Here is a 22,623-nt window from a genome sequence, read left to right on the forward strand (position 1 = left end):
AACTTCGAACCTTGCACTGGCGACTAATGATCGTTAACTTCAGGAGCCCGAAATGAGCCTTCAACTTGCCGATGCCGAAGTCGGTGATATCTGCGATATCGTCAACACCGAACGTTATCCCATTCATGATTCGGGCCATGTCCAATTACAGGCGCTGATCGATCACGCCCGCGCCGAACTGGCCGTCGACGGTTGCTGCCTGCTGAAGAACTTCCTGCGCCCCGAAGTGCTGGAACAGGCCCGTCTCGAAGGTCAGGCACTTTCGGACAAGACGTTTTATTCAGTGCGCAAGGTCAACGCCTACTTCACCGAAGACGATCCCACCCTGCCGGCCGAAGACCCGCGCCGCACCTTCATGGAGCGCACCAGCGGCTTCGTGACCCGCGACATGATCGCCCCGGACGCGATCATTCACCGGCTTTACGTCTCGCCGATGATGAAACGTTTCATCGCTGCCTGCCTGGGGGAACCGGAGATTTTCGAATACGCCGACCCCTTTGCCGGCCTGGTGATCAACGTGATGCCGGAGGGCACCGAACAGCCCTGGCACTTCGACACCAACGAATTCATCGTCAGCATGATGACCCAGAAGCCCGAGGCCGGCGGGCTGTTCGAGTACGCGCCGATGATCCGCTCGCGCACGGCGGAAAACCTCGACGCGGTGGGCCAGGTGGTACGGGGCGAGGATCGCAGCCGGGTGAAATACCTGGAGCTCAATCCCGGCGACCTGCAGATCTTCAAGGGGCGGTTTTCGGTGCACCGGGTGACCTGCGTCGAAGGTGCGGTCGAGCGCAATACGGCGATCTTCGCCTACTCGGAAAAGCCCGGGATCATCGGCCGCGCCGAGCGCACCAAGCAGCTCTACGGACGGCTCTCCGAAGCCCATCTGCAAGCCGAACGCAGCCGCGTGCGCAGCGACCAATTGCTCGACTGACCTCCCCCTGTAGGAGCGCGGATTTTATAAGAACCTATTTTCATCACCGACCGCTATCAGCGAGGAACACCCCATGAGTCTTTCCGGCCCCAACCGCAACCCCGCCGACTGCGAACCCACCGACGCCGAGATCCAGCAGATCCAGCTGGACCGCCTGCAACGGGTGCGCAACGAGCTGAAAAAACGTGACTACGCCGCCTGTGTGCTGTTCGACCCGACCCATATGCGCTACGCCACCGGCTCGCGCAACATGCAGGTGTACTCGGCGCGCAACCCGGCCCGCTATGCCTTTATTCCCGCCGAAGGCCCGGTGGTGGTCTTCGAATTCGGCGGTTGCCTGCACCTGGCGGAGTCGCTGAATACCGTCGACCAAGTGCGCCCGGCCAAGGCCATCTCCTACTACTTCTGCGACAGCTTCCTGAGCAATGTCACCGCCGACTGGGCCGCCGAAATCGACGAGTTGGTGCGCCAATCCGGCGGTGGCAAACGCATCGCCATCGAGAGCGCTACCTCGGCGGCGGCCTTCGAGCTGCAAAAGCTTGGCTACCAGGTCTTCGATGCCCAGGAACCGTTGGAGCGCGCGCGCTGCATCAAGGTGCCCAACGAGCTGAAGATGATCCGCGCCAGCCTGCGTGCCACCGAGGCCGGCGTGAAACTAATGGAAAGCAAGCTCAAGCCCGGCATCAGCGAAAACGAACTCTGGTCGCACCTGCACCAGCATGTGATCGCCACCGACGGCGACTACGTGGAAACCCGCCTGCTGTCCTCCGGACCGCGCACCAACCCCTGGTTCCAGGAATGCAGCACACGGCCCATCGAAGCCGGCGACCTGGTGGCGCTGGACACCGATGTGGTCGGTCGTTTCGGCTACTACGCGGATTTCTCGCGGACCTTTCTCTGCGGTGAACAGGCCGCCACGCGCAAGCAGCAGGAGTTGTACAAGCTGGCCTATGAGCAGGTGCAGACCAATATGGAAATGCTCAAGGCCGGACGCAGCTTCAAGGAGTATGCGGAGCTGGCCTGGAAGATCCCCGACCACTATAAGGCCAACCGTTATTTCGCCCTGGCCCACGGGGTTGGCATGACCGGTGAATACCCCTACGTGGTGCACCGCGAAGACATTGACGCGCTGGGTTACGACGGGGTGTTCGAGGCGGGCATGACCATCTGTGTGGAAAGCTACATCGGCCATGATGAAGGCGGCGAAGGGGTCAAGCTCGAGGAGCAGATCTACATCCACGAACAGGGTATCGAGCTGCTCTCGGACTATCCGTTCGACCCACGCCTGCTGCCGAGTTGAATCCTGCGGCATGGGCCAGTGAAACCAGTACATGACCTGTAGGAGGCGGCTTGCCGGCAATGAGACCAGTGAGCCCTGCATCGCCTGATCGGCCGCCATCGCCGGCAAGCCGGCTCCTACAGTGGCCGCGTTGACCGTAGCCGCGAATCCATGGTCAAGAAGGTATCCACAGAGGACCGGATACAACCACCAGGAGGGTGCCTGGCGCGGGCGGACAATCAGTAATGTGCGTTTTAGGAATTTTCCTACGCTGAATTTATCGTTTGTTCATCCGGAGCCAGATGACAAAACTGCGAGCATCTCAAATAAAAACAACACGAGAGCCGCACCATGTCCTATCCCACGTCCCGCCTCCTGAATGCTCCGCGCTTTGATCTGCCGTCGACGTTTTGCCTGACCGATCACGGGTCCGCCCCGGATCGCCAGCGCTAGCTGCCAACCCTCTGTTCGCAGTGGCACCCAAAAGACGCACTTACGCCCCAGTATCGGAGAGGCTCATGAAAGACCTGACTACCCTGGACGGCTCCGCGCCGCATCCAGCCATGGACGACCTGTGCACCCAAGCCAAGCGCGGCCAGATCAGCCGCCGGCAATTCCTCCACACCGCGACCCTGCTCGGCATCACCGCCGCCAGCGCCGGCAGCTTCCTCGGCCCGGTACTGTTCGGTGATTCGGCCCAGGCCGCTGAACTCGCGACCCCACGCAGCGGCGGCAGCCTGCGCTTTGCCTGCGCCATCCAGGAAATCCAGGACCCGATGCTCATCACCTGGATCGAAGCCTCGAATCTGATGCGCAACAGCCTGGAATACCTGACCTGGGTCGATGCGCAGAACATCACCCATCCCTACCTCGCCGAAAGCTGGAAACCCTCGGACGACCTCAAGGAGTGGGTCTTCAACCTGCGCCAGGACGTCAAGTGGAGCAATGGCGACGCCTTCAACGCCGACGACGTCGAGCACAACTTCCAACGCTGGACCGGTGCCGACTCCAAGTCGGTCAACCGTACTGCGTTCCAGGACATCGCCGCCTTCGAAAAACTCGGGCCTTACCAGTTCAAGCTGGTGCTCAAGCGGCCGATCCTGGCGATTCCGGAAATGCTCAACGCCTTCACCTGCGCCATCGTCCATCGCAGCTTCAAGGCCGGTGACGACTGGTCGAAAAACCCGCTCGGCACCGGCCCTTTCAAACTCACCTCGTTCGCCGTGAACAAGCAGGCCACCTTCGCCAAGCGCGCCGATTACTGGGGCAAGCCGGCCTACCTGGACGAGCTGCGTTATGTCGACATGGGCACCGACGTGTCCACCCAACTGGCCGCCCTGCAAGCCGGGCAAGTCGACGTGCTGTATCGCGTCACCGTGGCCGAACTGGACCTGGCCAAACGCCTGCCCAACGCCAAGCTGCTGACCTGCAAATCGGCGCAGACCGTGGTGATGCGCATGGCCGTGGACCAGAAGCCGTTCGACGACCTGCGCATCCGCAAGGCCGTGGCGCTCTGCGCCGACAACGCGCAAATGCTCAAGATCGCCTATCGCGGCATGGGCACCCTGGGCGAAGACCACCATGTGGCGCCCTCGCATCCGGAATACTTCCCGCTGCCCAAGCGTGCCCGCGACGTGGCCCAGGCCAAGGCACTGCTGGCCGAAGCCGGACACCCCAAGGGCATCGATATCGACCTGATCGTCGGCAACACCCAGGGCCGCTACGAGCAGGACACCGCGCAGATCCTCCAGCAGAACTGCCTGGAAGCCGGCATCCGCATCAACCTCAAGGTGATTCCCGCCACCCAGTACTGGCCGATCTGGGACAAGGCAGCCTTCAGCCTTACCTACTGGGCCCATCGCCCGCTGGGGGTGATGTCCCTGGAGCTGGCCTACCGCGGCGGCGGCGCCTGGAACGAAAGCCACTACCACGACCCGGCATTCGACGCCGCCCTCGACAAGGCCATGGGCATCGTCGATCCGAAACAGCGCTCCCTGGCGATGCAAAGCGTCGAACAGATCCTCCAGGACGCCTGCGTCATGGTCCAGCCGTTCTGGGCCGACAAGTTCACCGCCACGTCACAGAAGGTCCAGGGCTTCCAGGTGCATCCATCGGATTTCTACCCGATGAACGAAACCTGGCTCAGCGCCTGATCCGACCTTTGAAACAATGAGCTCGCCCACCCCGGTGCGGCGAGCCGGCAACTGTATAGCCGGAGCATGCAAACATGGCTGATTTTCTGTGGCGCAAGCTACTGGCCCTGGCAGCGACTTTATTGTCGGTGTCACTGATTGTTTTTTTCGCCCTGGAGCTGAATATCGAGGACGTCGCGATCAACGTCCTCGGTCCCTACTCCGCCGCCGACCAACGCGCCGCCTGGCTCACCGAGCACGGCTATGACCAGCCGTTCCTGTGGCGTTACCTGATCTGGCTGAAGGACTTCGTCAGCGGCCACTGGGGCACCTCGGTGCACTTTCGCGAGCCGGTGATGGACCTGCTGCTGCCCAACCTGGGACAGACCCTGATGCTCGCCGGCCTGGCTCTTCTGATCATGGTCCCCGTGGCCCTGACCCTCGGCGTGCTGGCCGGGATTCGCCAGGGCTCGCCACTGGACCGCCTGGTGTCGTTCCTGTCCATCGTCACCACCTCGATCCCGGACTTCGCCAGCGCGGTGTTCGTCTCGGCGATCTTCGTCTTCTGGCTCAACTGGCTGCCCGGCGTGAGCAGCATGAGCGACGGTTTCAGCGCCCTGCAACTGGCGATGCCACTGATGGTCCTGTGCCTGTTCGGCGTCGGCTACCTGGCGCGGATCACCCGCGCCTCGATGGTCGAAGTGATGCAGGCACCGTACATCCGCACCGCCCGCCTCAAGGGCGCCTCGACGGCGCGTATCGTGCTGCGCCATGCGCTGCGCAACGTGCTGATCGCGCCGGTCACGGTGATCATGCTGTACATCCCGTGGCTGCTGTCCAACGTCATCGTGGTCGAGGTGTTCTTCGCCTACAAGGGCTTCGGCTCGCTGCTCTACACCGCCTCGCTGAACCATGACGTCTACCTGATCGAGGCCTGCGCCATGATCAGCGCGCTGGTAGTCGGCGCGACCAAGATCTTCTCCGACCTGGCCTATACCTGGCTCAACCCGCGCATCACCTTGCGCAGCCTCGGCGGGAGTGCCCGATGAATCTTCTGCATGCTTTCAAGAACCCGTTGGCGGCCCTGGGCCTGTGCCTGGTGGGCGGCTGGGTGATCCTCGGGATCTTCGCCCCGTGGCTGGCGCCCCATGACCCGCTGGAAAGCTTCACCCCGCTGCTGACGCCGTTCAGCGACGACGGCAGCGGTCAGACCTTCCTGCTCGGCACCGATGTACTGGGCCGCGATATTCTCTCGCGGCTGATCTGGGGCACCCGCACGGTGCTGCTCTGGTCGACCCTGGCGACCCTCACCGCGTTTGCCTTCGGCATCGCCATGGGCCTGTGCGCCGGCTACTTCAATGGCTGGGTCGACTCGGTGCTGTCCTATATCGCCGACACCGTGCTGTCGTTCCCGGTGCTGGTGCTGTACATCATGATCATCATTGCCCTCGGAGCCTCGGCGCTGAACATCCTGATCGCGGTGACCTTCACCAGCGCCCCGGCGATCTTCCGGATCATGCGCGCCCTGACCATGGACCTGCGTTCACGCGATTATGTGCTCAGCGCCATCACCCAGGGCGAAGGCGCGCTACGGATCATGACCGTGGAAATCCTGCCGAACTGTGGCGGCCCGCTGATCGTCGATTTCTGCCTGCGCATCGGCTACACCGCGATCATGATCGGTGCCCTCGGCTTCCTCGGCCTCGGCCTGCCACCGCCGACCCCGGACTGGGGCGGCATGATCAACGAAGGCCGCAGCATGGCCATCGCCTTCCCGCACCTGGTGATCTTCCCGTGCATTGCCATCTCCACCCTGATGCTTGGCCTCAGCCTGCTGGCGGACGGCCTGGACGAACACGCCCAGAAAGGCACAAGGAGTTGAGTATGAGCAACCAACAAGTATTGCGCGTCGAGGGGCTGTCCATCGAACTGCCACCGGGCGCGGACCGCAGCCACGCGGTGCGGAAGATCGACCTGGACGTGCGCAAGGGTGAAATCCTCTGCGTTATCGGCGAGTCCGGCTCGGGCAAATCGGTGCTCTCCGGGGCCATCATGGGCGACTACGCCAAGGGCCTGCGCCACAGCGAAGGGCGGATCGATTTCCTCGGCGAGAACATCTGCAACATGCCTGAAGCGCAGTTGCGCGGCCTGCGCGGCAACCGCATCGCGATGATCTTCCAGGAGCCCATGGCGGCCCTCAATCCGGCGATCCGCATCGGCCGGCAAGTGGAGGAGATCTTCGAGATCCACGCCCCGCGGATGGACGCGGCCGAGCGCCGCGAACGCATGCTGGCGTTGCTGGAGTCGACCCAGTTGCCGGAACCGCCACGGATCGCCAACAGCTTTCCCCATCAACTCTCCGGCGGCCAATGCCAGCGGGTGGTGATCGCCATGGCCCTGGCAATGAACCCGGACCTGCTGATCGCCGACGAACCGACCACCGCCCTGGACGTCACCACCCAGGCCCAGGTCCTCAAGCTGATCCGCGAACTGCGCGGGCGCGGCCAGCACGGCATCCTGTTCATTACCCATGACTTCGGCGTGGTGGCGGAAATCGCCGACCGCATCGCGGTGATGGAAGGTGGTCGGTTGGTGGAAATCGGCGAACGCGACCAGGTCTTGCAGGCGCCCCGCCACGCCTACACACGCAAGTTGATCGCCGCGGTCCCGGTACTGAACCCGGAGCTGCATGCACCCTGCGCCGACGGTGAGATCGCCCTGCGCATCGAACACCTGAACAAGACCTACCATGTCGAAGGGCGCCAGGTCTGTGCGCTCAAGGATGTCTCGCTGCAACTGCCACGGGGCAAGACCCTGGCGATTGTCGGCGAGTCCGGCTCGGGCAAGAGCACCCTGGTCAAGGCGGCGATCCGCCTGGTGGACAGCGACAGCGGCCATGTCTGGCTCGGCGACAGCGACTTCCTCGCGCTCAAGGGCGAGGCGCTGACCCGGGGGCGGCGGCAGATCCAGATGATTTTCCAGGACCCCTACGGCTCACTCAATCCGCGCCATCGGGTCGGCGACATCATCGCCCGCGCCGCGCAACTGCGAGGCCTGTCGGCCAAGGACGCGTGGATCGAAGCCGGCGATCTGCTGGAGCAGGTCGGCCTCAAGCGCGACGCACTGAAACGCAAGCCCCGGCAGTTCTCCGGCGGCCAGCGCCAGCGCATCGGCATCGCCCGCGCCCTGGCCATGCATCCGCAGGTCCTGATTGCCGATGAAAGCGTTTCGGCACTGGATGTCTCGGTGCAGAAACAGGTGCTGGAGTTGCTCGCCGAACTCCAGCAACGACTGAACCTGAGCATCCTGTTCATCACCCACGACCTGCGCGTGGCGGCGCAGATCAGCGATCACATCGCGGTGATGCGCCAGGGCGAAGTGGTCGAGTACGGCAGCGCCGAACAGGTGCTGTTGCAACCTCGGCATGCCTACACCCAGACCCTGCTGGCCGCCGCGCCCGGGGCTTCGGTGCGACCGCCAACCCAGGCGGGACCGGCAGAGGGCCTGAGTGCCGCCGGCGCCTGACCCACGCGGCCCGCTACCACCTGGAGGCTGTTCGCAAGCTTCGTCGTAGCGGGCCCTACCCCTTTCATCCAGACCGCGCTTTTGCCGTGGCCGGGATGGCTGTTGCCAACAATAAACCTAGAGAAGAGACGGAGCGACCATGAACTTGAACACCACCCGGGCCTTGCGCTCATTGACCCCGCTGGCGCTGTTGGGCGCCCTATCCACGCCCGCGATGGCGATCCAGGTCACCGACAACCTGGACATCGGCGGCGCCATCCGCTATCGCTGGGACTACGCGCCGGATCGTGATATCCAGAAGTTCAACTTCGACACCGCGTTCATCACCGCCAAGTACAACTCCGACACCTGGATCGCCGCCGCCAAATACCGTTTCTACGGACGCTCCTACCCCTACCAGTACACCGATCGCATCGGCGCGGTGCAGTTCGCCGAGACCGCCTGGGTCGGCTATAAATTCAACCCGGACCAGCAGGTGCAGGTCGGCCTGAACCAGATTCCATTCGGCCTGCAACCCTACTTCGGCAGTACCTTCTATGAAACCCTGGGCAACGTGGTCGGCCTGGAAGACGTGGAACAGGTCGGCGCCAAGTACATCCAGCAGAGCGGCGACTGGAACCTGCAAGCCGGCTTCTACCTGCGCCCGGCCCTGCAAGGGCGTGGCACCAGCAACGGCGACACCTACTCCAGCGTGGTCTCCCGGGCCGACAGCTATGTGACCGATGGCAGCAACAACCAGGAGCACAACACCGCGGTGGTGCGCCTGGCCAAAGCCATGCAACTGGGTAACTGGAAGTCCGAGGTGGGGATCTCGGGCCTGACCTCGACCCTGGAGAACCGCGACACCCGCGAAGACGGCCGGCGCAATGCCGTGGCTATCCACTACCTGGGCAAGGACGGTCCGTGGGGCCTGCAATTGCAGGCGGCGCGCCAGCAGATGTCACCACGCAATCCCGGCAGCAACGAGGTGGTGACCTTCGGTGGCTATGACGGCACCTTCAACGTCGCCAGCCGCGGTAACCTCTACGTCGCCGACTTGAGCTACGACGTCGACGGCAAATACCTGCTCGACCAGATCAGCGGGATCAAGCTGTATGCCAACTACAGCGCGTTCGACAAATCGGCGGACGACTTCAAGACCTCCCAGCGCTTGATCCTCGGCACCTCGTTTTCGCTGAGCAAATTCTGGGTCGCCACCGAATGGCTGATCGGCAAGAACGATCCTTACATCGGGGGCAGCAGTTATACCCAGAGTCTCGCGGCCGGCGGTACTGATCTCTGGAAAAACCAGTTGTATGTGAACATCGGTTATTACTTCTGATTGTTCTGCCTGATGTGGAGCTGGCTTGCCGGCGATGAGACCGGTGAGTCTTGCGCCGTCTGTTCAGACTTCATCGCCAGCAAGTCGGCTGCCACAGATCACCTGCTCATTTCATTGCGCATCTTTGTGGGAGAGCACCTGGGCTCTCCCACCTTTTTCCATTCCCGACGTTTTTTTCACTCACTCCCGTCAAGCAATGCTTGCATCGTCCCCCCGCTGATAGTCAGATATCCCCTACAGAAAAAGCACTTCCGAGAACAACAATAAACCGACTCCACACTGGTCGACTCCGAGCTTCAACACGGTGTTTTCAAGGTGTGTGCCAGCCGGCCCGGAGTATCCATTTCATGCGTCAACTGCCCTCGCTGAACATGCTCCGCGTGTTCGAGGAAGTCGCCCGGCATCGCAGCTTCAGCCAGGCCGCCGCGTCCCTGAACGTCACCCAGGGCGCGGTCAGCCGACAGATCAAGCAACTGGAGGATTATCTCGGCGTCGCGCTGTTCGTGCGCACGCCCCGGGGCTTGTCGCTGACCGAATCGGGAACGGCCCTGGCCCCCCAGTTGGGCGATGCCTTCGACCATGTCGAGCGCGCCCTGCAAGCCGTGCGCGTACCCAACCTGCGCCAGCGCCTGCGTATCCTCGCGCCACCGACCTGGGCCACCCGCTGGCTGTCGGCGCACCTGCGGGCGTTCTGCCAGCGCTACCCGGATATCAGCCTCAGCGTAACCAACCAGGCCAGCCATGACAGCCTGGCCGAGGTCGACTGCCAGATCCGTTTCGGCCTGGAGGCGGCGGCGCATTGCAGCAGCCAACTGCTGGTGATGGAGCGACATATTGCCGTGGCGAGCCCGGAGCTGTTCGAACACGGCGAGGCGCCGGACCTGCGCCACTCTCCCCTGCTGCATATCCTGCATGACGGCAAGCGTCTCAAGGTCTGGGAAAACTGGCTGGCGGCCATGGGTCGTGAGGATGTCGATGCCCGGCAAGGACTGGAATTCAGCACATTGGACCAGGTGATCAACACCGCGCTGGCCGGTGGTGGGCTGGCGGTGATCGATCGGCAGATGATCGTCAGGGAGCTGGCCAATGGCAGCCTGCTGCCCATCACCCCGGTGGAGGTGGTCGGGCCCTATGGCTATTGGCTGGATGTGGCGAACGACAAGCAGGGACTGTCGAAAGTGCGGCTGTTTACCGAGTGGTTGAGCCTGGTGAGCAATCCCTGAGTTTTTCAGTGTTTGTGAGTCCCCCTTCGCGGCGGTGCGGCGAAGGGGCCTACAGGGTCGTCACCTTCATAGGCTTGAGCACCTCAGCGGGCACCACCTCCTCGACCGTACCCCTCCCACACCCTTAGTGGGAAAGACTGGTGGAGCATCAGAGACCGCCCATCAACAGGTATTTGATTTCCAGGTAGTCGTCCAGGCCATAGTGCGAACCTTCACGTCCCAGGCCCGATTCCTTGATGCCGCCAAACGGCGCTACTTCGGTGGAGATGATCCCTTCGTTGATCCCCACCATCCCGGCCTCCAGCCCCTCGGCCATGCGCCAGACGCGGCCGATATCGCGGCTGTAGAAATACGCCGAGAGACCGAATGGCGTGTCATTGGCCCGACGCAACACCTCGGCCTCGTCCTTGAAGCGGAAGCACGCCGCCACCGGACCGAAGGTTTCTTCCTGGGCAATCAGCATGCCGTCGCCGACCTCGGTGAGGATGGTCGGTTCGAAAAAGGTCCCGCCGAGGGCATGCCGACGACCGCCGCACAACAGCATGGCGCCCTTCTCCAGCGCATCGCCGACATGCTGTTCGACCTTGCTCAAGGCCGCGCTGTTGATCAGCGGCCCCTGCTCGGTCTCGCCGTCCAGCGCATGGCCGACCCGCAGGGCCTTGACCGCCTCCGCCAGCTTGGCGGTGAAGGCCTCGTACACACCGTCCTGGATAAAGAAACGGTTCACGCAGACACAGGTCTGCCCGGTATTACGGAACTTCGACGCCATTGCGCCCTTCACCGCCGCGTCCAGGTCGGCGTCGTCGAACACGATAAACGGAGCGTTGCCGCCCAGCTCCAGCGAGACCTTTTTCAAGGTGTCGGCGGCCTGGCGCATCAGCAGCTTGCCGGTGCGGGTCGAGCCGGTGAAGGACAGCTTGCGCACCACCGATGAGGCTTGCAGCGCGCCGCCGATAGCTACCGCATCGCCGGACACGACGTTGAACACACCGGCCGGGATCCCCGCCTCTTCCGCCAGTACCGCCAGGGCAAAGGCCGACAGCGGCGTCTCTTCCGAAGGCTTGAGGATCATCGTGCAACCGGCGGCCAGGGCCGGGCCGACCTTGCGGGTGACCATCGCCAGCGGAAAGTTCCACGGGGTGATCGCCGCGACCACGCCGATGGCTTCCTTGGTGACGATGATCCGCGCATCGGCCTTGTGGCTCGGGATCACATCGCCATAGGCACGCTTGGCCTCTTCACCGAACCACTCTAGGAAACTGGCGGCATAGACCACTTCGCCCATGGCTTCGGCCAGTGGCTTGCCCTGCTCGCGACTGAGCAAGCCGGCGAGCTCGCGCTGATTGCTCAGCATCAATTCGCTCCAGCGCTTGAGGCGCACGCTGCGCTCCTTGGCGGTCAGCTTGCGCCAGGCCGGCAAGGCCCGCTCGGCGGCGGCAATCGCCAGGTTGGTGGCCTCGGCCCCGGCACGTTGGACCTCCACGATCAACTCGCCATTGGCCGGATTCAGCACCGGGTAGGTCGGACCGCCACTGGACCATTGGCCGTCGATGTAGTTACCGGTACGGATCAACTCGCTCATGCCACGGCCTCGGTCAGGGTGAAGGCTTCCTGGGCCGGACGAGCCGAGCGCAGGATACGTTTGCCGGCGGTGTAATCGTTGATCACATCGCACGGGGTGTAGTTGCGTTCCAGCTCGTAGAGCTCGTCGGCGTCCAGGCGGGTCTCCAGGGCCGCCAGGGCACTGTCGAACTGCTCGGTGGTGTCGGCGCCCACCAGCATGCAATCCACGCCCGGGTGATTGACCACCCAGGCCTGGGCGATCTGCGCATTGGAGACCCCGCGACGGCGGGCGACACGCTGCACCGAATGGGCGATTTCAAAGGAGGCTTCATCGCTGTACATCTGCTGGGTGAAAAAGTCGGTCTGGTTGCGGGTCGACTGCGCATCGCCGGTCAGCAGGCCACGGGCCAGCGGGCTGAACACCGAGACGCCGAGGCCCTGGTCACGGCAGAACGGCAGCATCTCGCGCTCTTCCTCGCGATAGGCGCAGTTCAGTTGCAGCTGCATGTTGATCGGCTTGACCCAGCCGTTGCGCTCGCAGGCCATGAGGATCTTCGCCAACTGCCCGGTGAGCATGGTCGAGACCCCGATATAACGGGCCTTGCCGGAACGCACGATATCGTTCATGGCGCTCATGGTTTCCTCGACCGGGGTGTTGACGTCGAAGTAATGCAGCATGAAGACATCGACATAGTCCATGTCCAGGCGCTTGAGGGAGGCGTCGATGCTGTCCATGATGTGCTTGCGCGAATGGCCGCTGGCGTTGATCCCGCTACGGGTGCCGTAGCCGACCTTGGTGGTCACCACGATGTCCTCGCGACGGGCCAGGCGCTTGAGGATGCGCCCCAGCACTTCCTCGCCGACACCGGCGGAATAGAAGTCCGCCAGGTCGATGAAGTTCACCCCGTTGTCCAGCGCATGCTTGACGATCGGTTCGCTTTTCTTCTCATCGAAGATCCATGGTTTCCAGTCCGGCGTGCCCATATTCATGGTGCCGAGGCACAGCTTGGAAACCTGCAGGCCGGAATTGCCCAGACGAATGTATTGCATGGTGCGGACCTCAGGCTTTCGGGGTGTAGAAAGGGTTGGCGATGTGCTCGACCACATCGGCGAGCTGGGCACGCACCGGCAGGCCGGTCAGGGCGGCGCGGATCGCGGTGCGGCAGGCGTTGTAGTTGTTCAGGTAGACGGCATCGAGGTCATCGCAGGCAGGGTTGACCCAGTTGGCGGTGACGATGGCCCACTCGTCCTCGGCCTCGGCCGGCAGGGTGCCGTCGAGCAGGGCTTCGAGCACGGCCTTGGCGATCCCGGCCTGGGACGCGCCCCAGGTGGCGTTGCCGTGGAAGTCACTGCCGATGGCGGCCTTGTTGACGTAGAGGGTCATCGGCTTGACCGGGATATTCGGCTGGGCGATCACCATAAATGGGCAATGACCCTGGCTTGGCGAGGCCAGGCTGTTGGCAAAGGCCTGGCCAGCCGGACCGTTGCGCGGGCCGATCAGGATATTGATATGGGCGGCGTTCACGCCGGGGCCTTCGAAGCCTTCACCGATATACAGGTCTTGTTCTTTCATGGGTTTTATCTCGCGGACGCAGGGAATCGAGGATGATCAGAAACGCACACGCGCCCTGGGGCACGAATGGTCAAAGTCGGGAAACGCAGAGCGCAGCAGGACGCTGGCGAGGACGCGGCAGTGGGGCTGAGTCATGGTGCAAACGCTCTTTGTTTTTATGAGTGAGCTGGTGTTTGCGCTTTTTTATCACTGGGGTTGGCGGGGGCTGTAACCATTAAAAGTCATGGGGGCATGAGGTTTGGTCATACCCCTGAAAACACTCGGCCGATACTCCGAAAAACACCTGACGCCCAAGTGCGCAATACCCACGGCCTTGTTCGGAGGCCGCGTTCGTTTCAGCGTTTCCAAGCCTTGGAACGCTGCAAACTGACACCGCCCGGCAAACTCCAGGCAAAAAAAAGCCCAAGCGGCTGATGGACGCTTGGGGCTAAAAAATGCATAAACCGTGGTAGGTGAACGCGACGCAATATTAACCTGCTGCGACAATCTGTAACAAGAATTTTTTCAATCTCTTATTGACATAAGCCCTTCAATAACCACAGATTTTTCATGGTTTGAAGTGAACCTTAATGGGGCACAAACAACAGTTTTTATTCCAAAAAGAAGCTGTCGGATGGTTTGATATCACCAACAACAGTATTTGCTTCGCCAACCGTGGGCGGCGACAATTGCCATTCCATTTTCTTTCGAGGTTTGCAACATGCGTAAAGCACTTACCGTCCTGGCCCTGAGCGCCCTGTTTGCCCAAGGCGCCATGGCGGCGGGCGGCACACAGGCCGCGGTCGGCGGTGGTCTGGGCGGCGCCCTGGGCAACGTCTTGGGCCAGAAGATGGGCGGCAGCACCGGCGCAGCAGTCGGTGCAGGCCTGGGCGGCGCGGCCGGTGGCGCGGTTGCCGCCAAGAAAGGCAAGAAAACCAAGGCCGCCATCGGCGGTGGCCTCGGCGCAGCCGGTGGTTCGCTGCTGGGCAACCAGTTGGGCGGCAAGACCGGAGCGGCCATCGGTGCCGGCCTCGGCGGCGCGGCCGGCGGTGCCCTGGGCGGCAAGTAAGACCACGCGCTCATTGTAGGAGCCGGCCGGCTCCTACAAGTTTTGGCGATACTTTCCAGATTCCATTGCCTTTGCCCTGTATCGATCACGCTGATATCCGCTATCGGCAAGGATCCGTTCTACTGGCACCGGTACCGTTCGTAAAATGGCGCCACTGCCTCACTACCGTCAGGTGAGGGGATGTCTTTCCGGAGACCGCCATGAAATACCTTCTGTTTGTCGTGCTCTCGCTGTTCAGCCTGGTGGCCACCGCTCAAGGCGATGCGCCCGCGACTCCACAAGGCCAGGGTGCAACAGCCAACGCCAGCGCCGAACCTTACGACTATTCCGAAGACCTCGACATCGCCAAGGCCGTGCGCGCCGACAGTGCCGCCGCGTCCGATTGTGGTCCGGTGCAGGGGCATGTGGTCTACGTCGACCCCCAGGGCGTGCGCCACGAACTGAACTTCATTCGCTTGGGCAATGCTTGCCAGCACGGCTGATCGGCCGCCCGATGTAAGACACAAGCCGGCTTGCTGACGATGAGGCCCGCACGTCCGGTGTCGAGCATCCGACCGTCATCGCCGGCAAGCCGGCTCCCACAAGGCTGGGCGGCGCTCCCAAGGTCCCATGTCCACGTGTGATCCCGTCCAGCACAAATCTCCCCCTCCGCCTTCCTCATCCCCTGTCTGAAAATACTTGCAAATAGTGACTTGCAAATTGAAAGTCGCTCGAATACATTGCAATCATAATATTACACTCGTAATACCAGACACATTGCGAGGCCCCGACGATGAAGAAGACCAGCTTGGCCCACCCGTACTGTCCCGTGGCACGCAGCCTTGAACAGGTCGGCCAGTGGTGGAACATCCTGATCCTGCGGGACGCTTTCTACGGTCTCAGCCGTTTCGATCAATTCCAGGAAAGCCTCGGAATTGCTCCCAGCATCCTGACCCGCCGCCTCAATGACCTGGTGGAACGCGGGCTGCTCGAACGCCAGGCCTACAGCGATGCCCCGCCACGCTTCGACTACCTGCTGACCGCTCGCGGCCGGGACTTCAGGCCCGTGTTGTTGACCCTGATGGACTGGGGCAACAGACACCTCTCGCCCGAAGGCCCCGCCACTCAACTCGTCGACGACAGCAGCGGCGAACTCGTCGAACTGGCCCTCATCGACAAGCACACCGGCCAGACCATCAGCCGGCAACACAAGGTGGTGGCCGGTCCGGCGGCTGACGAGCCCATGCGTCGGCGCTTTGAAAAACGTCGCCAACTGGCGGCGCGGCAACCCCCTGATATCGCCCACCCCCTCCCTGCCAACCGGTAACTCCGCCATGACCAACCTGTCCTCGGCCGCTGCTCCTGAACTGGCCGTTCAGAAAAAAACGCCGCTGCTCAAGCGCCTTCTGCTGCTGACGGTGACCACTGGTGCAGTGGTATTCGCCGCTTTCTACGGCCTGCACTGGTGGACCGCCGGGCGCTTTATCGAAAGCACCGACGATGCCTATATCGGCGCCGATGTGACGGTGATCGGGCCGAAGGTACCGGGCTATATCGCCGAGCTCAAAGTCACCGACAACCAGTTCGTGCACGCCGGCGACCTGCTGGTGAAGATCGATGATCGCGACTACCTCGCCGCGCTGCAAAAAGCCGAAGGCGCGGTAGCCGCCCAGCAGGCGCTGCTGGCCAACCTCGACGCCACCGAGCAGTTGCAACACGCGGTGATCAGCCAGGCCCGGGCCGGGATCGATGCGGCCAATGCGGAAACACTGCGCTCGCGCAACGACCATCTCCGCTACGAAAGCCTGGTGGGCCGCTCGGCGGTGTCGGTGGAAAGCGCCCAACGGGTCGATGCCACCTTCAAGACCGCCCAAGCCAATGGCGCCAAGGCGCAAGCCACGCTGCTGGCCAATCAGCGCCAGGTGGACGTGATCGAGACCCAGAAATTGCAGGCCAAGGCCGCGCTGATGCAGGCGCTCGCCGAACGCGACATGGCCCGCCTGAACCTCTCCTACACCGAATTGCGGGCGCCGCTGGACGGCGTGATCGGCAACCGTCGGGCCCGGGTCGGCGCCTTTGCCGCAGCCGGCTCGCAGTTGCTCTCCGTGGTACCGCAACAGGGCCTTTGGGTCGACGCCAATTTCAAGGAAGACCAGTTGAGCCACATGCTCCCCGGCCAGGCCGTGGCCATCCGCGCCGACGTGCTGCCCGGCAAGGTCTTCCACGGCCACCTGGACAGCCTGGCCCCGGCCACCGGTGCCCAGTTCAGCGTGCTGCCGCCAGAAAACGCCACCGGCAACTTCACCAAGATCGTCCAGCGGGTGCCGGTCCGGGTCATGCTCGACCAGGCCGACGGCGTGCTCGGGCAACTGCGCCCAGGGCTTTCGGTCAGCGCTGAAGTCGATACCCGGCACAACAGCAGTGGCGTCGCCAGTCGTCCCGCCGACGAGCACGCCGCCAGCCAACTGGTCAGCACACCATGAGCAGCCGCGCCCCGGCCAAGCCTTTCGATGCGGCGTCGATGAGCACCTCGGTCAAGGTGTTCGCCTTCGCCACCCTGTGCGTGGGCATGTTTATCGCCCTGCTGGATATCCAGATCGTTTCCGCATCGTTGCGCGATATCGGCGGCGGGCTGTCGGCCGGTGCCGATGAAACCGCCTGGGTACAGACCAGCTACCTGATCGCCGAAATCATCGTGATCCCGCTGTCGGGCTGGCTGTCGCGGGTGTTTTCCACGCGCTGGCTGTTCTGTGCCTCGGCGGTGGGTTTCACCTTGGCCAGCCTGCTCTGCGGTGCGGCCTGGAATATCCAGAGCATGATCGTGTTTCGCGCCTTGCAGGGTTTCCTCGGCGGGTCGATGATCCCCCTGGTCTTTACTTCGGCGTTCATGTTCTTCAGTGGCAAGCAGCGGGTTATCGCCGCCTCGACCATCGGCGCCATCGCCTCCCTGGCCCCTACCCTCGGACCGGTGATCGGCGGCTGGATCACCGATATTTCCTCCTGGCATTGGCTGTTCTACATCAACCTGGTGCCCGGCGTGTTCGTCGCCGTGGTGGTGCCGATGCTGGTGCGGATCGACGAGCCCGACCTGCGCCTGATCAAGGGCGCCGACTACCTGAGCATGCTGCTGATGGCGGTATTTCTCGGCTGCCTGGAATACACCCTGGAAGAAGGCCCGCGCTGGAACTGGTTCAGTGACCGCACCATCCTCGCCACCGCGTGGATTTCCGGCCTCGCCGGGCTGGCCTTTGTCAGCCGCAGCCTGATGGTGACCAACCCGGTGGTCGACCTGCGTGCACTCAAGGAACGCAATTTCGCCCTGGGTTGCTTCTTCTCCTTCGTCACCGGTATCGGCCTGTTCGCGACCATTTATCTCACCCCGCTGTTTCTCGGCCGGGTGCGCGGCTATAGCGCGCTGGACATCGGCCTGGCGGTGTTTTCCACTGGCCTGTTCCAACTGGCGGCGATTCCGCTATATGCGTTCTTTGCCAACCGGGTCGACCTGCGCTGGTTGATGATGGTCGGGTTGGGCCTGTTTGCCGTGTCGATGTGGGATTTCTCGCCGCTGACCCATGACTGGGGCGGCAAGGAGTTGATGCTACCCCAGGCACTGCGCGGCATGGCCCAGCAATTCGCCGTGCCGCCCACCGTGACCCTGACCCTCGGCGCCCTGGCACCGGCACGCCTGAAACAGGCCTCGGGCCTGTTCAACCTGATGCGTAACCTGGGCGGCGCCATTGGTATCGCCGCCTGTGCGACGATTCTCAACGATCGGACCAACCTGCATTTCAACCGGTTGGCCGAGCACCTGAACAGCAGCAACGAAGCGCTGAACCAGTGGATGAGCACGGTCGGCGGTAACTTCGCGACCCTCGGCCAGACGGGCAGCGAAGGCCTCACCGTCAGCCTGCGACAGCTCTGGCAACTGGCCTATCGCGAGGCGCAGACCCAGAGCTATGCCGATACCTTCCTGGTGATCATGGTCTGTTTCATCATCGCCACCGCCCTGGTTCCGCTGATGCACAAGGTGAAACCGCCGCCTGCCGCGGCGGCCTCAGCCGATGCACATTGAGAGCAGGTGCAGATACCCGGCATCATGACTCAGAATGCGAAACACGAACAACCAAAGGCGCCCCAGAAACCCTGGAAGTCACTGACCGGCACACTCGACATCCGCGCCCGTTCATGACCGTGGGCATGCACCCCGCAAGGGCCGCTGCACTGGTGCACCTGGGCCTGCAACGGCGAGTTCGGCCGCCAGTGTCCCGGCACCTTGACCACCGGCGACCAGTCGGGTGTCACCGGCAGCGTCGGCGGCGCGAGTTTGTCGAAATCACCCGCCGCGTGTACCACCTTGCCGTCGACCACCGTCAACACCGATTCGATCCACTTGATGGCTTCGGCCTCGACACTGAAATAGTCCGCCGACAACGCCACCAGATCCGCCAATTGCCCGACCTTGATCTGGCCCTTCTTGCCCTGCTCCGAGGAAAACCAGGCACTGCCATGGGTGTACAGCTCCAGTGCGGTTTCCCGTGGCAGCCCCTCGGGATAAAGCTCGAGCCCGCCGACGGTGCGCCCGCTGACCATCCAGTACAGCGAGGTCCAGGGGTTGTAGCTCGACACCCGCGTGGCATCGGTACCCGCGCCCACCGGCACGCCTTCGGCCAGCATGCGCTTGATCGGCGGCGTCGCCTCGGCAGCCTTGGCACCGTAACGCTCGACGAAGTATTCGCCCTGGAAGGCCATGCGGTCCTGAATGGCAATGCCGCCGCCCAATGCCCGTACCCGCTCGATGTTTTTCGGCGTGATGGTTTCGCAGTGATCGAAAAACCACGGCAGACCATTGAACGGAATATCCCGATTGACCTTCTCGAAGACATCCAGCATCCGCGAAATCGATTCGTCATAGGTGGCGTGCAGGCGGAACGGCCAGCGCTGCTCCACCAGATGGCGGACCACCGGTTCCAGTTCCTGCTCCATGGTCTGCGGCAGGTCGGGACGCGGCTCGAGGAAATCCTCGAAGTCCGCCGCCGAGAACACCAGCATCTCCCCTGCTCCGTTGTGCCGCAGGAAATCGTCGCCCTGGCCGTAGGTCACCTTGCTGGTCCAGTTCTTGAAATCCGCGAGCTCTTCCTTGGGTTTCTGGGTAAACAGGTTGTAGGCGATCCGTACGGTCAGTTGCTGCTTGGCCGCCAGCTCGGTGATGACTTCGTAGTCGTCCGGGTAGTTCTGGAAACCACCGCCGGCATCGATGGCGCTGGTGACTCCCAGGCGGTTGAGTTCACGCATGAACTGGCGGGTCGAGTTGACCTGATACTCCAGTGGCAGCTTCGGCCCCTTGGCCAGGGTCGAGTAAAGAATCATCGCGTTGGGCCGGGCAATCAGCATGCCGGTCGGCTCGCCCTTGGCATCGCGGACGATCTCGCCACCCGGTGGATTCGGCGTATCGCGGTTGTAGCCGACCACCCGCAGTGCCGCCCGGTTGAGCAAGGCGCGGTCATACAGGTGCAGGACAAATACCGGGGTGTCCGGTGCCGCCTTGTTCAGCTCTTCCAGGGTCGGCATGCGCTTTTCGGCGAACTGGAATTCGTTCCAGCCCCCCACCACCCGCACCCATTGCGGCGCCGGCGTGCGCTCGGCCTGATCCTTGAGCAGGCGCAGTGCATCCACCAGCGAGGGCACGCCTTCCCAGCGCAGTTCCAGGTTGTAGTTCAGGCCGCCACGGATCAGGTGCAGGTGCGAGTCGTTGAGGCCGGGAATCACCGTGCGTCCCTTGAGGTCGATCACCTGGGTGGCGCTACCGCGCAAGGCCATGGCCTCGCCGTCGTTACCCACGGCGATAAAGCGACCATCCTTGATCGCCACCGCCGTGGCCTTGGGTTGGGCGCGGTCGACGGTGTGCAGGCGGCCATTGTGCAGAATCAGGTCAGCGATCACATTGCTCATATCAGTTCTCCTTGCTTGACGGAATGTAGCGGTCAGCGAAATCAGTTGTTTGCCGGCTGCAGCCAGCGGCTGAACAGGCGGGTCACACGGGGCATGAACACGTAGACCACCAGCAGCACGATGCTCAGGGTGATCAGTACGTTGGCCTGCACGTAGCCGCCCAGCCAGGGCAGCAGCGTGAACAGCGGACGCCACAACAGCGGTACGACAAAACTCAGCGGCAGGATCACCAGGAAGGTCACGCAGGCCTGTTTCCAGCGCGGCACCGGACCGGGCGAACCGACTTCAGCCGGGGTGAACCAGAACTCGCGGTCGGCGTTGATCTCGGTCTGGTCGCCGTCGGCCAGCATGGGCTGGGCCTCTTCCACCAATTCACGACGGTCATTGGAGTCCAGCCAGTGTTGCAGTTGTTCGGTAGAGGTAAACCGCAGCACGCTGGTAAACAACGTTTGCCCTTGGCTGTGCCCCCGCACCACATCGACGCCCAGGTGCCCCGGATAACTACGCGCCATGGCGACGATGCGCCGCAGCCAGGCTTCATAGGCCTGGTCCTGGCCGGTCTTGATCCGGTGGCGGACCAGCAGGGTCACCACACCGTCGAGCATTTCGATATTCATGGGCGAAGGCCTCCCGGATGAGTGAAGACTGCGAAACGCCGATCCAGGGCGATGCTCCCGGAACCACCGATCAGCAAGGCGCCGAAGACGATCAGCAGCAACCAGGCGAATTGCCCTTCGGCCAGGCTCCACTCCGGGTGTACCCACACCAGCGAAACCAGCAGCAGGAACAGTACCGGCAGCGTTGCCAGGCGGGTCAGCAGGCCCAGGATGATCAGCAACGGGCACAACACTTCGGCGAAAATCGCCAGGCTCAGGGTCAGTTGCGCGCCCAGCCCGAAAGGGTCTTCGATCAAACTCAACTGGTGCTGGAAATCCAGCAGCTTGGGCAGGCCATGGACCCGCAGCAGCAAGACCGAACCAGCCAGGCGCAACCAGAGCAGCGCCCAGTCAGCCGAAGTGCGAGAGGACAACAGTGGACGAGTGACCATGTCCGGTCTCCCTGTGAAGGCTCGATGAAAGGAGCTGCCTGGCGCTGACGGCGCAGCGGGCCATGCCGTCGGCAAGGGATGTCACTCCCCCTGGATAAAGGCCAGCAGATCCGCGTTGAGGCGGTCCTTGTGGGTATCGGTCAGGCCATGGGGCGCCCCCGGGTAGACCAGCAGCTTGGCGTTGCGAAGCAGTTTGGCCGAGGCCAGGCCGGCGGCTTCGATCGGGACGATCTGGTCGTCGTCGCCGTGTACCACCAACGTCGGCACATCGAACTTTTTCAGGTCCTCGGTGAAGTCGGTTTCCGAGAAGGCCTTGATGCTGTCATAGGCATTCTTGTGCCCGGCTTGCATGCCCTGCGCCCAGAACCAGTCGATCATGCCCTGCGAGACCTTGGCGCCGGGACGGTTGAAGCCGAAGAACGGGCCCGAGGCGATGTCCTTGTACAATTGCGAACGGTCGGCCAGGGCACCGGCGCGAATGCCATCGAACACCTCCAGCGGCAAGCCGCCCGGATTGGCTGTGGTCTTGAGCATCAGCGGCGGCACGGCCGAGATCAGCCCGGCCTTGGCAACGCGCCCGGTGCCATGGCGCCCGATATAGCGCGCGATTTCCCCACCGCCGGTGGAGAAGCCGAACAGCACGGCATCCTTGAGGTCCAGGCGTTCGATCAGTTCGGCCAGGTCGTCGGCGTAGTGATCCATGTCGTTGCCGTCCCACGGCTGGCTCGAACGGCCATGGCCGCGGCGGTCATGGGCGATCACCCGATAACCCTTGGAGGCCAGGAAAAACATCTGTGCTTCCCAGCTGTCGGCCTGCAACGGCCAACCGTGACTGAAGACCACCGGCTGGCCGCTGCCCCAGTCCTTGTAATAGATTTCGCTACCATCGCGCGTAGTGAACATGCTCATTGGAAGTCTCCTTGCTTTCAATCGATGGGGTTCAGGCGTCGGGCGCGGCGAGCGCGCCCGACTCACTTCACTACTTGACTTGGCGCTGCGGTGCGTTGTGCACCATGGTGTAGGCGTAGTCCACGCCCATACCGTAGGCA

At 62.9% G+C, this 22,623-nt stretch carries 20 protein-coding genes and 1 pseudogene; 13 read left to right on the plus strand and 8 right to left on the minus strand.

What is annotated here, in order from left to right; genetic code table 11:
- Positions 1-52: 52 nt before the first annotated feature.
- The 8 genes from M5B96_RS23195 (at position 53) to M5B96_RS23230 (ending at position 10,414) form a co-directional block, all read left to right on the plus strand.
- Positions 53-934 carry a hypothetical protein gene (locus tag M5B96_RS23195; protein WP_248799334.1) on the plus strand — a complete coding sequence of 294 codons (882 nt, stop codon included), beginning with the start codon at positions 53-55 and terminating at the stop codon, positions 932-934.
- A 73-nt stretch (positions 935-1,007) separates the two neighbouring features.
- Positions 1,008-2,234: a M24 family metallopeptidase gene (locus M5B96_RS23200; RefSeq protein ID WP_248799335.1), complete on the plus strand. Its 1,227-nt coding sequence runs from the start codon at positions 1,008-1,010 to the stop codon at positions 2,232-2,234.
- A 497-nt stretch (positions 2,235-2,731) separates the two neighbouring features.
- On the plus strand, positions 2,732-4,366 hold the full coding sequence (locus M5B96_RS23205) for an ABC transporter substrate-binding protein (RefSeq protein WP_248799336.1): 1,635 nt from the start codon (positions 2,732-2,734) through the stop codon (positions 4,364-4,366).
- A gap of 74 nt (positions 4,367-4,440) precedes the next feature.
- Complete coding sequence (locus M5B96_RS23210) at positions 4,441-5,394, plus strand: ABC transporter permease (RefSeq protein ID WP_248799337.1); 954 nt, start codon at positions 4,441-4,443, stop codon at positions 5,392-5,394.
- Positions 5,391-6,227 carry an ABC transporter permease gene (locus M5B96_RS23215; RefSeq protein ID WP_248799338.1) on the plus strand — a complete coding sequence of 279 codons (837 nt, stop codon included), beginning with the start codon at positions 5,391-5,393 and terminating at the stop codon, positions 6,225-6,227. Before M5B96_RS23210 ends, M5B96_RS23215 begins: the two co-directional genes overlap by 4 nt.
- A 2-nt stretch (positions 6,228-6,229) precedes the next feature.
- Complete coding sequence (locus M5B96_RS23220) at positions 6,230-7,870, plus strand: dipeptide ABC transporter ATP-binding protein (RefSeq protein WP_248799339.1); 1,641 nt, start codon at positions 6,230-6,232, stop codon at positions 7,868-7,870.
- Between the two features lie 139 nt (positions 7,871-8,009).
- Complete coding sequence (locus M5B96_RS23225) at positions 8,010-9,191, plus strand: hypothetical protein (RefSeq protein ID WP_248799340.1); 1,182 nt, start codon at positions 8,010-8,012, stop codon at positions 9,189-9,191.
- Positions 9,192-9,538: 347 nt separating this feature from the next.
- Positions 9,539-10,414 (plus strand): LysR substrate-binding domain-containing protein, encoded by an 876-nt coding sequence (locus M5B96_RS23230; RefSeq protein ID WP_248799341.1) that lies wholly within the window; start codon positions 9,539-9,541, stop codon positions 10,412-10,414.
- 148 nt (positions 10,415-10,562) lie between these two features.
- Here the strand turns inward: M5B96_RS23230 and M5B96_RS23235 are convergent, their stop codons facing one another.
- From M5B96_RS23235 to fae, 3 genes are read right to left on the minus strand one after another with little or no spacing between them, the layout of a single operon-like run.
- Entirely contained in the window at positions 10,563-11,996 is a 1,434-nt protein-coding gene (locus M5B96_RS23235; RefSeq protein ID WP_248799342.1) for an NAD-dependent succinate-semialdehyde dehydrogenase, read from the minus strand.
- Positions 11,993-13,027, minus strand: coding sequence for an aldo/keto reductase (locus M5B96_RS23240; protein ID WP_248799343.1), 1,035 nt, complete (start codon positions 13,025-13,027; stop codon positions 11,993-11,995). Before M5B96_RS23240 ends, M5B96_RS23235 begins: the two co-directional genes overlap by 4 nt.
- Before the next feature lie 10 nt (positions 13,028-13,037).
- Complete coding sequence (gene fae, locus M5B96_RS23245; protein WP_248799344.1) at positions 13,038-13,550, minus strand: formaldehyde-activating enzyme; 513 nt, start codon at positions 13,548-13,550, stop codon at positions 13,038-13,040.
- A gap of 700 nt (positions 13,551-14,250) precedes the next feature.
- Between fae and M5B96_RS23250 the strand changes: the two genes are divergently transcribed.
- The 5 genes from M5B96_RS23250 (at position 14,251) to M5B96_RS23270 (ending at position 18,649) form a co-directional block, all read left to right on the plus strand.
- The gene (locus tag M5B96_RS23250; protein ID WP_040069550.1) at positions 14,251-14,598 is read left to right on the plus strand and encodes a hypothetical protein; all 348 of its coding nucleotides are present in this window, start codon (positions 14,251-14,253) and stop codon (positions 14,596-14,598) included.
- Between the two features lie 200 nt (positions 14,599-14,798).
- A complete protein-coding gene (locus M5B96_RS23255) occupies positions 14,799-15,080 on the plus strand; it encodes a DUF2790 domain-containing protein (RefSeq protein WP_248799345.1) in 282 nt (93 codons plus the stop codon).
- A 290-nt stretch (positions 15,081-15,370) separates the two neighbouring features.
- Positions 15,371-15,904 carry a winged helix-turn-helix transcriptional regulator gene (locus M5B96_RS23260; protein WP_248799346.1) on the plus strand — a complete coding sequence of 178 codons (534 nt, stop codon included), beginning with the start codon at positions 15,371-15,373 and terminating at the stop codon, positions 15,902-15,904.
- 7 nt (positions 15,905-15,911) lie between these two features.
- On the plus strand, positions 15,912-17,060 hold the full coding sequence (locus M5B96_RS23265; protein WP_248799347.1) for an HlyD family secretion protein: 1,149 nt from the start codon (positions 15,912-15,914) through the stop codon (positions 17,058-17,060).
- Complete coding sequence (locus tag M5B96_RS23270) at positions 17,057-18,649, plus strand: DHA2 family efflux MFS transporter permease subunit (RefSeq protein ID WP_248799348.1); 1,593 nt, start codon at positions 17,057-17,059, stop codon at positions 18,647-18,649. The genes M5B96_RS23265 and M5B96_RS23270 overlap by 4 nt, the downstream gene beginning before the upstream one ends.
- Before the next feature lie 29 nt (positions 18,650-18,678).
- On the opposite strand, the gene M5B96_RS23275 is transcribed toward M5B96_RS23270, so the two are convergent.
- The 5 genes and pseudogenes from M5B96_RS23275 to M5B96_RS23295 form a co-directional block, all read right to left on the minus strand.
- Entirely contained in the window at positions 18,679-20,517 is a 1,839-nt protein-coding gene (locus M5B96_RS23275) for an amidohydrolase (RefSeq protein ID WP_191487887.1), read from the minus strand.
- Positions 20,518-20,567: 50 nt separating this feature from the next.
- The gene (locus M5B96_RS23280; RefSeq protein WP_248799349.1) at positions 20,568-21,143 is read right to left on the minus strand and encodes an antibiotic biosynthesis monooxygenase; all 576 of its coding nucleotides are present in this window, start codon (positions 21,141-21,143) and stop codon (positions 20,568-20,570) included.
- A complete protein-coding gene (locus tag M5B96_RS23285) occupies positions 21,140-21,574 on the minus strand; it encodes a DoxX family protein (protein ID WP_248799350.1) in 435 nt (144 codons plus the stop codon). Before M5B96_RS23285 ends, M5B96_RS23280 begins: the two co-directional genes overlap by 4 nt.
- Before the next feature lie 81 nt (positions 21,575-21,655).
- Entirely contained in the window at positions 21,656-22,483 is an 828-nt protein-coding gene (locus M5B96_RS23290; RefSeq protein WP_248799351.1) for an alpha/beta fold hydrolase, read from the minus strand.
- 70 nt (positions 22,484-22,553) lie between these two features.
- Positions 22,554-22,623 (minus strand): annotated as a pseudogene (locus M5B96_RS23295) (hydrolase); the annotation flags it as partial.

Origin of the sequence: Pseudomonas sp. MWU13-2105 (genome assembly GCF_023242315.1) — a bacterium.
Lineage (GTDB): Bacteria > Pseudomonadota > Gammaproteobacteria > Pseudomonadales > Pseudomonadaceae > Aquipseudomonas.

Coding starts and splice junctions, on each gene's coding strand:
- M5B96_RS23265 (WP_248799347.1), top strand. CDS start 15,912: ATGACCAACCTGTCCTCGGCCGCTGCTCCTGAACTGGCCGTTCAGAAA.
- M5B96_RS23225 (WP_248799340.1), top strand. CDS start 8,010: ATGAACTTGAACACCACCCGGGCCTTGCGCTCATTGACCCCGCTGGCG.
- M5B96_RS23255 (WP_248799345.1), top strand. CDS start 14,799: ATGAAATACCTTCTGTTTGTCGTGCTCTCGCTGTTCAGCCTGGTGGCC.
- M5B96_RS23240 (WP_248799343.1), bottom strand. CDS start 13,027: ATGCAATACATTCGTCTGGGCAATTCCGGCCTGCAGGTTTCCAAGCTG.
- fae (WP_248799344.1), bottom strand. CDS start 13,550: ATGAAAGAACAAGACCTGTATATCGGTGAAGGCTTCGAAGGCCCCGGC.
- M5B96_RS23285 (WP_248799350.1), bottom strand. CDS start 21,574: ATGGTCACTCGTCCACTGTTGTCCTCTCGCACTTCGGCTGACTGGGCG.
- M5B96_RS23235 (WP_248799342.1), bottom strand. CDS start 11,996: ATGAGCGAGTTGATCCGTACCGGTAACTACATCGACGGCCAATGGTCC.
- M5B96_RS23195 (WP_248799334.1), top strand. CDS start 53: ATGAGCCTTCAACTTGCCGATGCCGAAGTCGGTGATATCTGCGATATC.
- M5B96_RS23220 (WP_248799339.1), top strand. CDS start 6,230: ATGAGCAACCAACAAGTATTGCGCGTCGAGGGGCTGTCCATCGAACTG.
- M5B96_RS23230 (WP_248799341.1), top strand. CDS start 9,539: ATGCGTCAACTGCCCTCGCTGAACATGCTCCGCGTGTTCGAGGAAGTC.
- M5B96_RS23215 (WP_248799338.1), top strand. CDS start 5,391: ATGAATCTTCTGCATGCTTTCAAGAACCCGTTGGCGGCCCTGGGCCTG.
- M5B96_RS23200 (WP_248799335.1), top strand. CDS start 1,008: ATGAGTCTTTCCGGCCCCAACCGCAACCCCGCCGACTGCGAACCCACC.
- M5B96_RS23210 (WP_248799337.1), top strand. CDS start 4,441: ATGGCTGATTTTCTGTGGCGCAAGCTACTGGCCCTGGCAGCGACTTTA.
- M5B96_RS23280 (WP_248799349.1), bottom strand. CDS start 21,143: ATGAATATCGAAATGCTCGACGGTGTGGTGACCCTGCTGGTCCGCCAC.
- M5B96_RS23250 (WP_040069550.1), top strand. CDS start 14,251: ATGCGTAAAGCACTTACCGTCCTGGCCCTGAGCGCCCTGTTTGCCCAA.
- M5B96_RS23290 (WP_248799351.1), bottom strand. CDS start 22,483: ATGAGCATGTTCACTACGCGCGATGGTAGCGAAATCTATTACAAGGAC.
- M5B96_RS23260 (WP_248799346.1), top strand. CDS start 15,371: ATGAAGAAGACCAGCTTGGCCCACCCGTACTGTCCCGTGGCACGCAGC.
- M5B96_RS23270 (WP_248799348.1), top strand. CDS start 17,057: ATGAGCAGCCGCGCCCCGGCCAAGCCTTTCGATGCGGCGTCGATGAGC.
- M5B96_RS23205 (WP_248799336.1), top strand. CDS start 2,732: ATGAAAGACCTGACTACCCTGGACGGCTCCGCGCCGCATCCAGCCATG.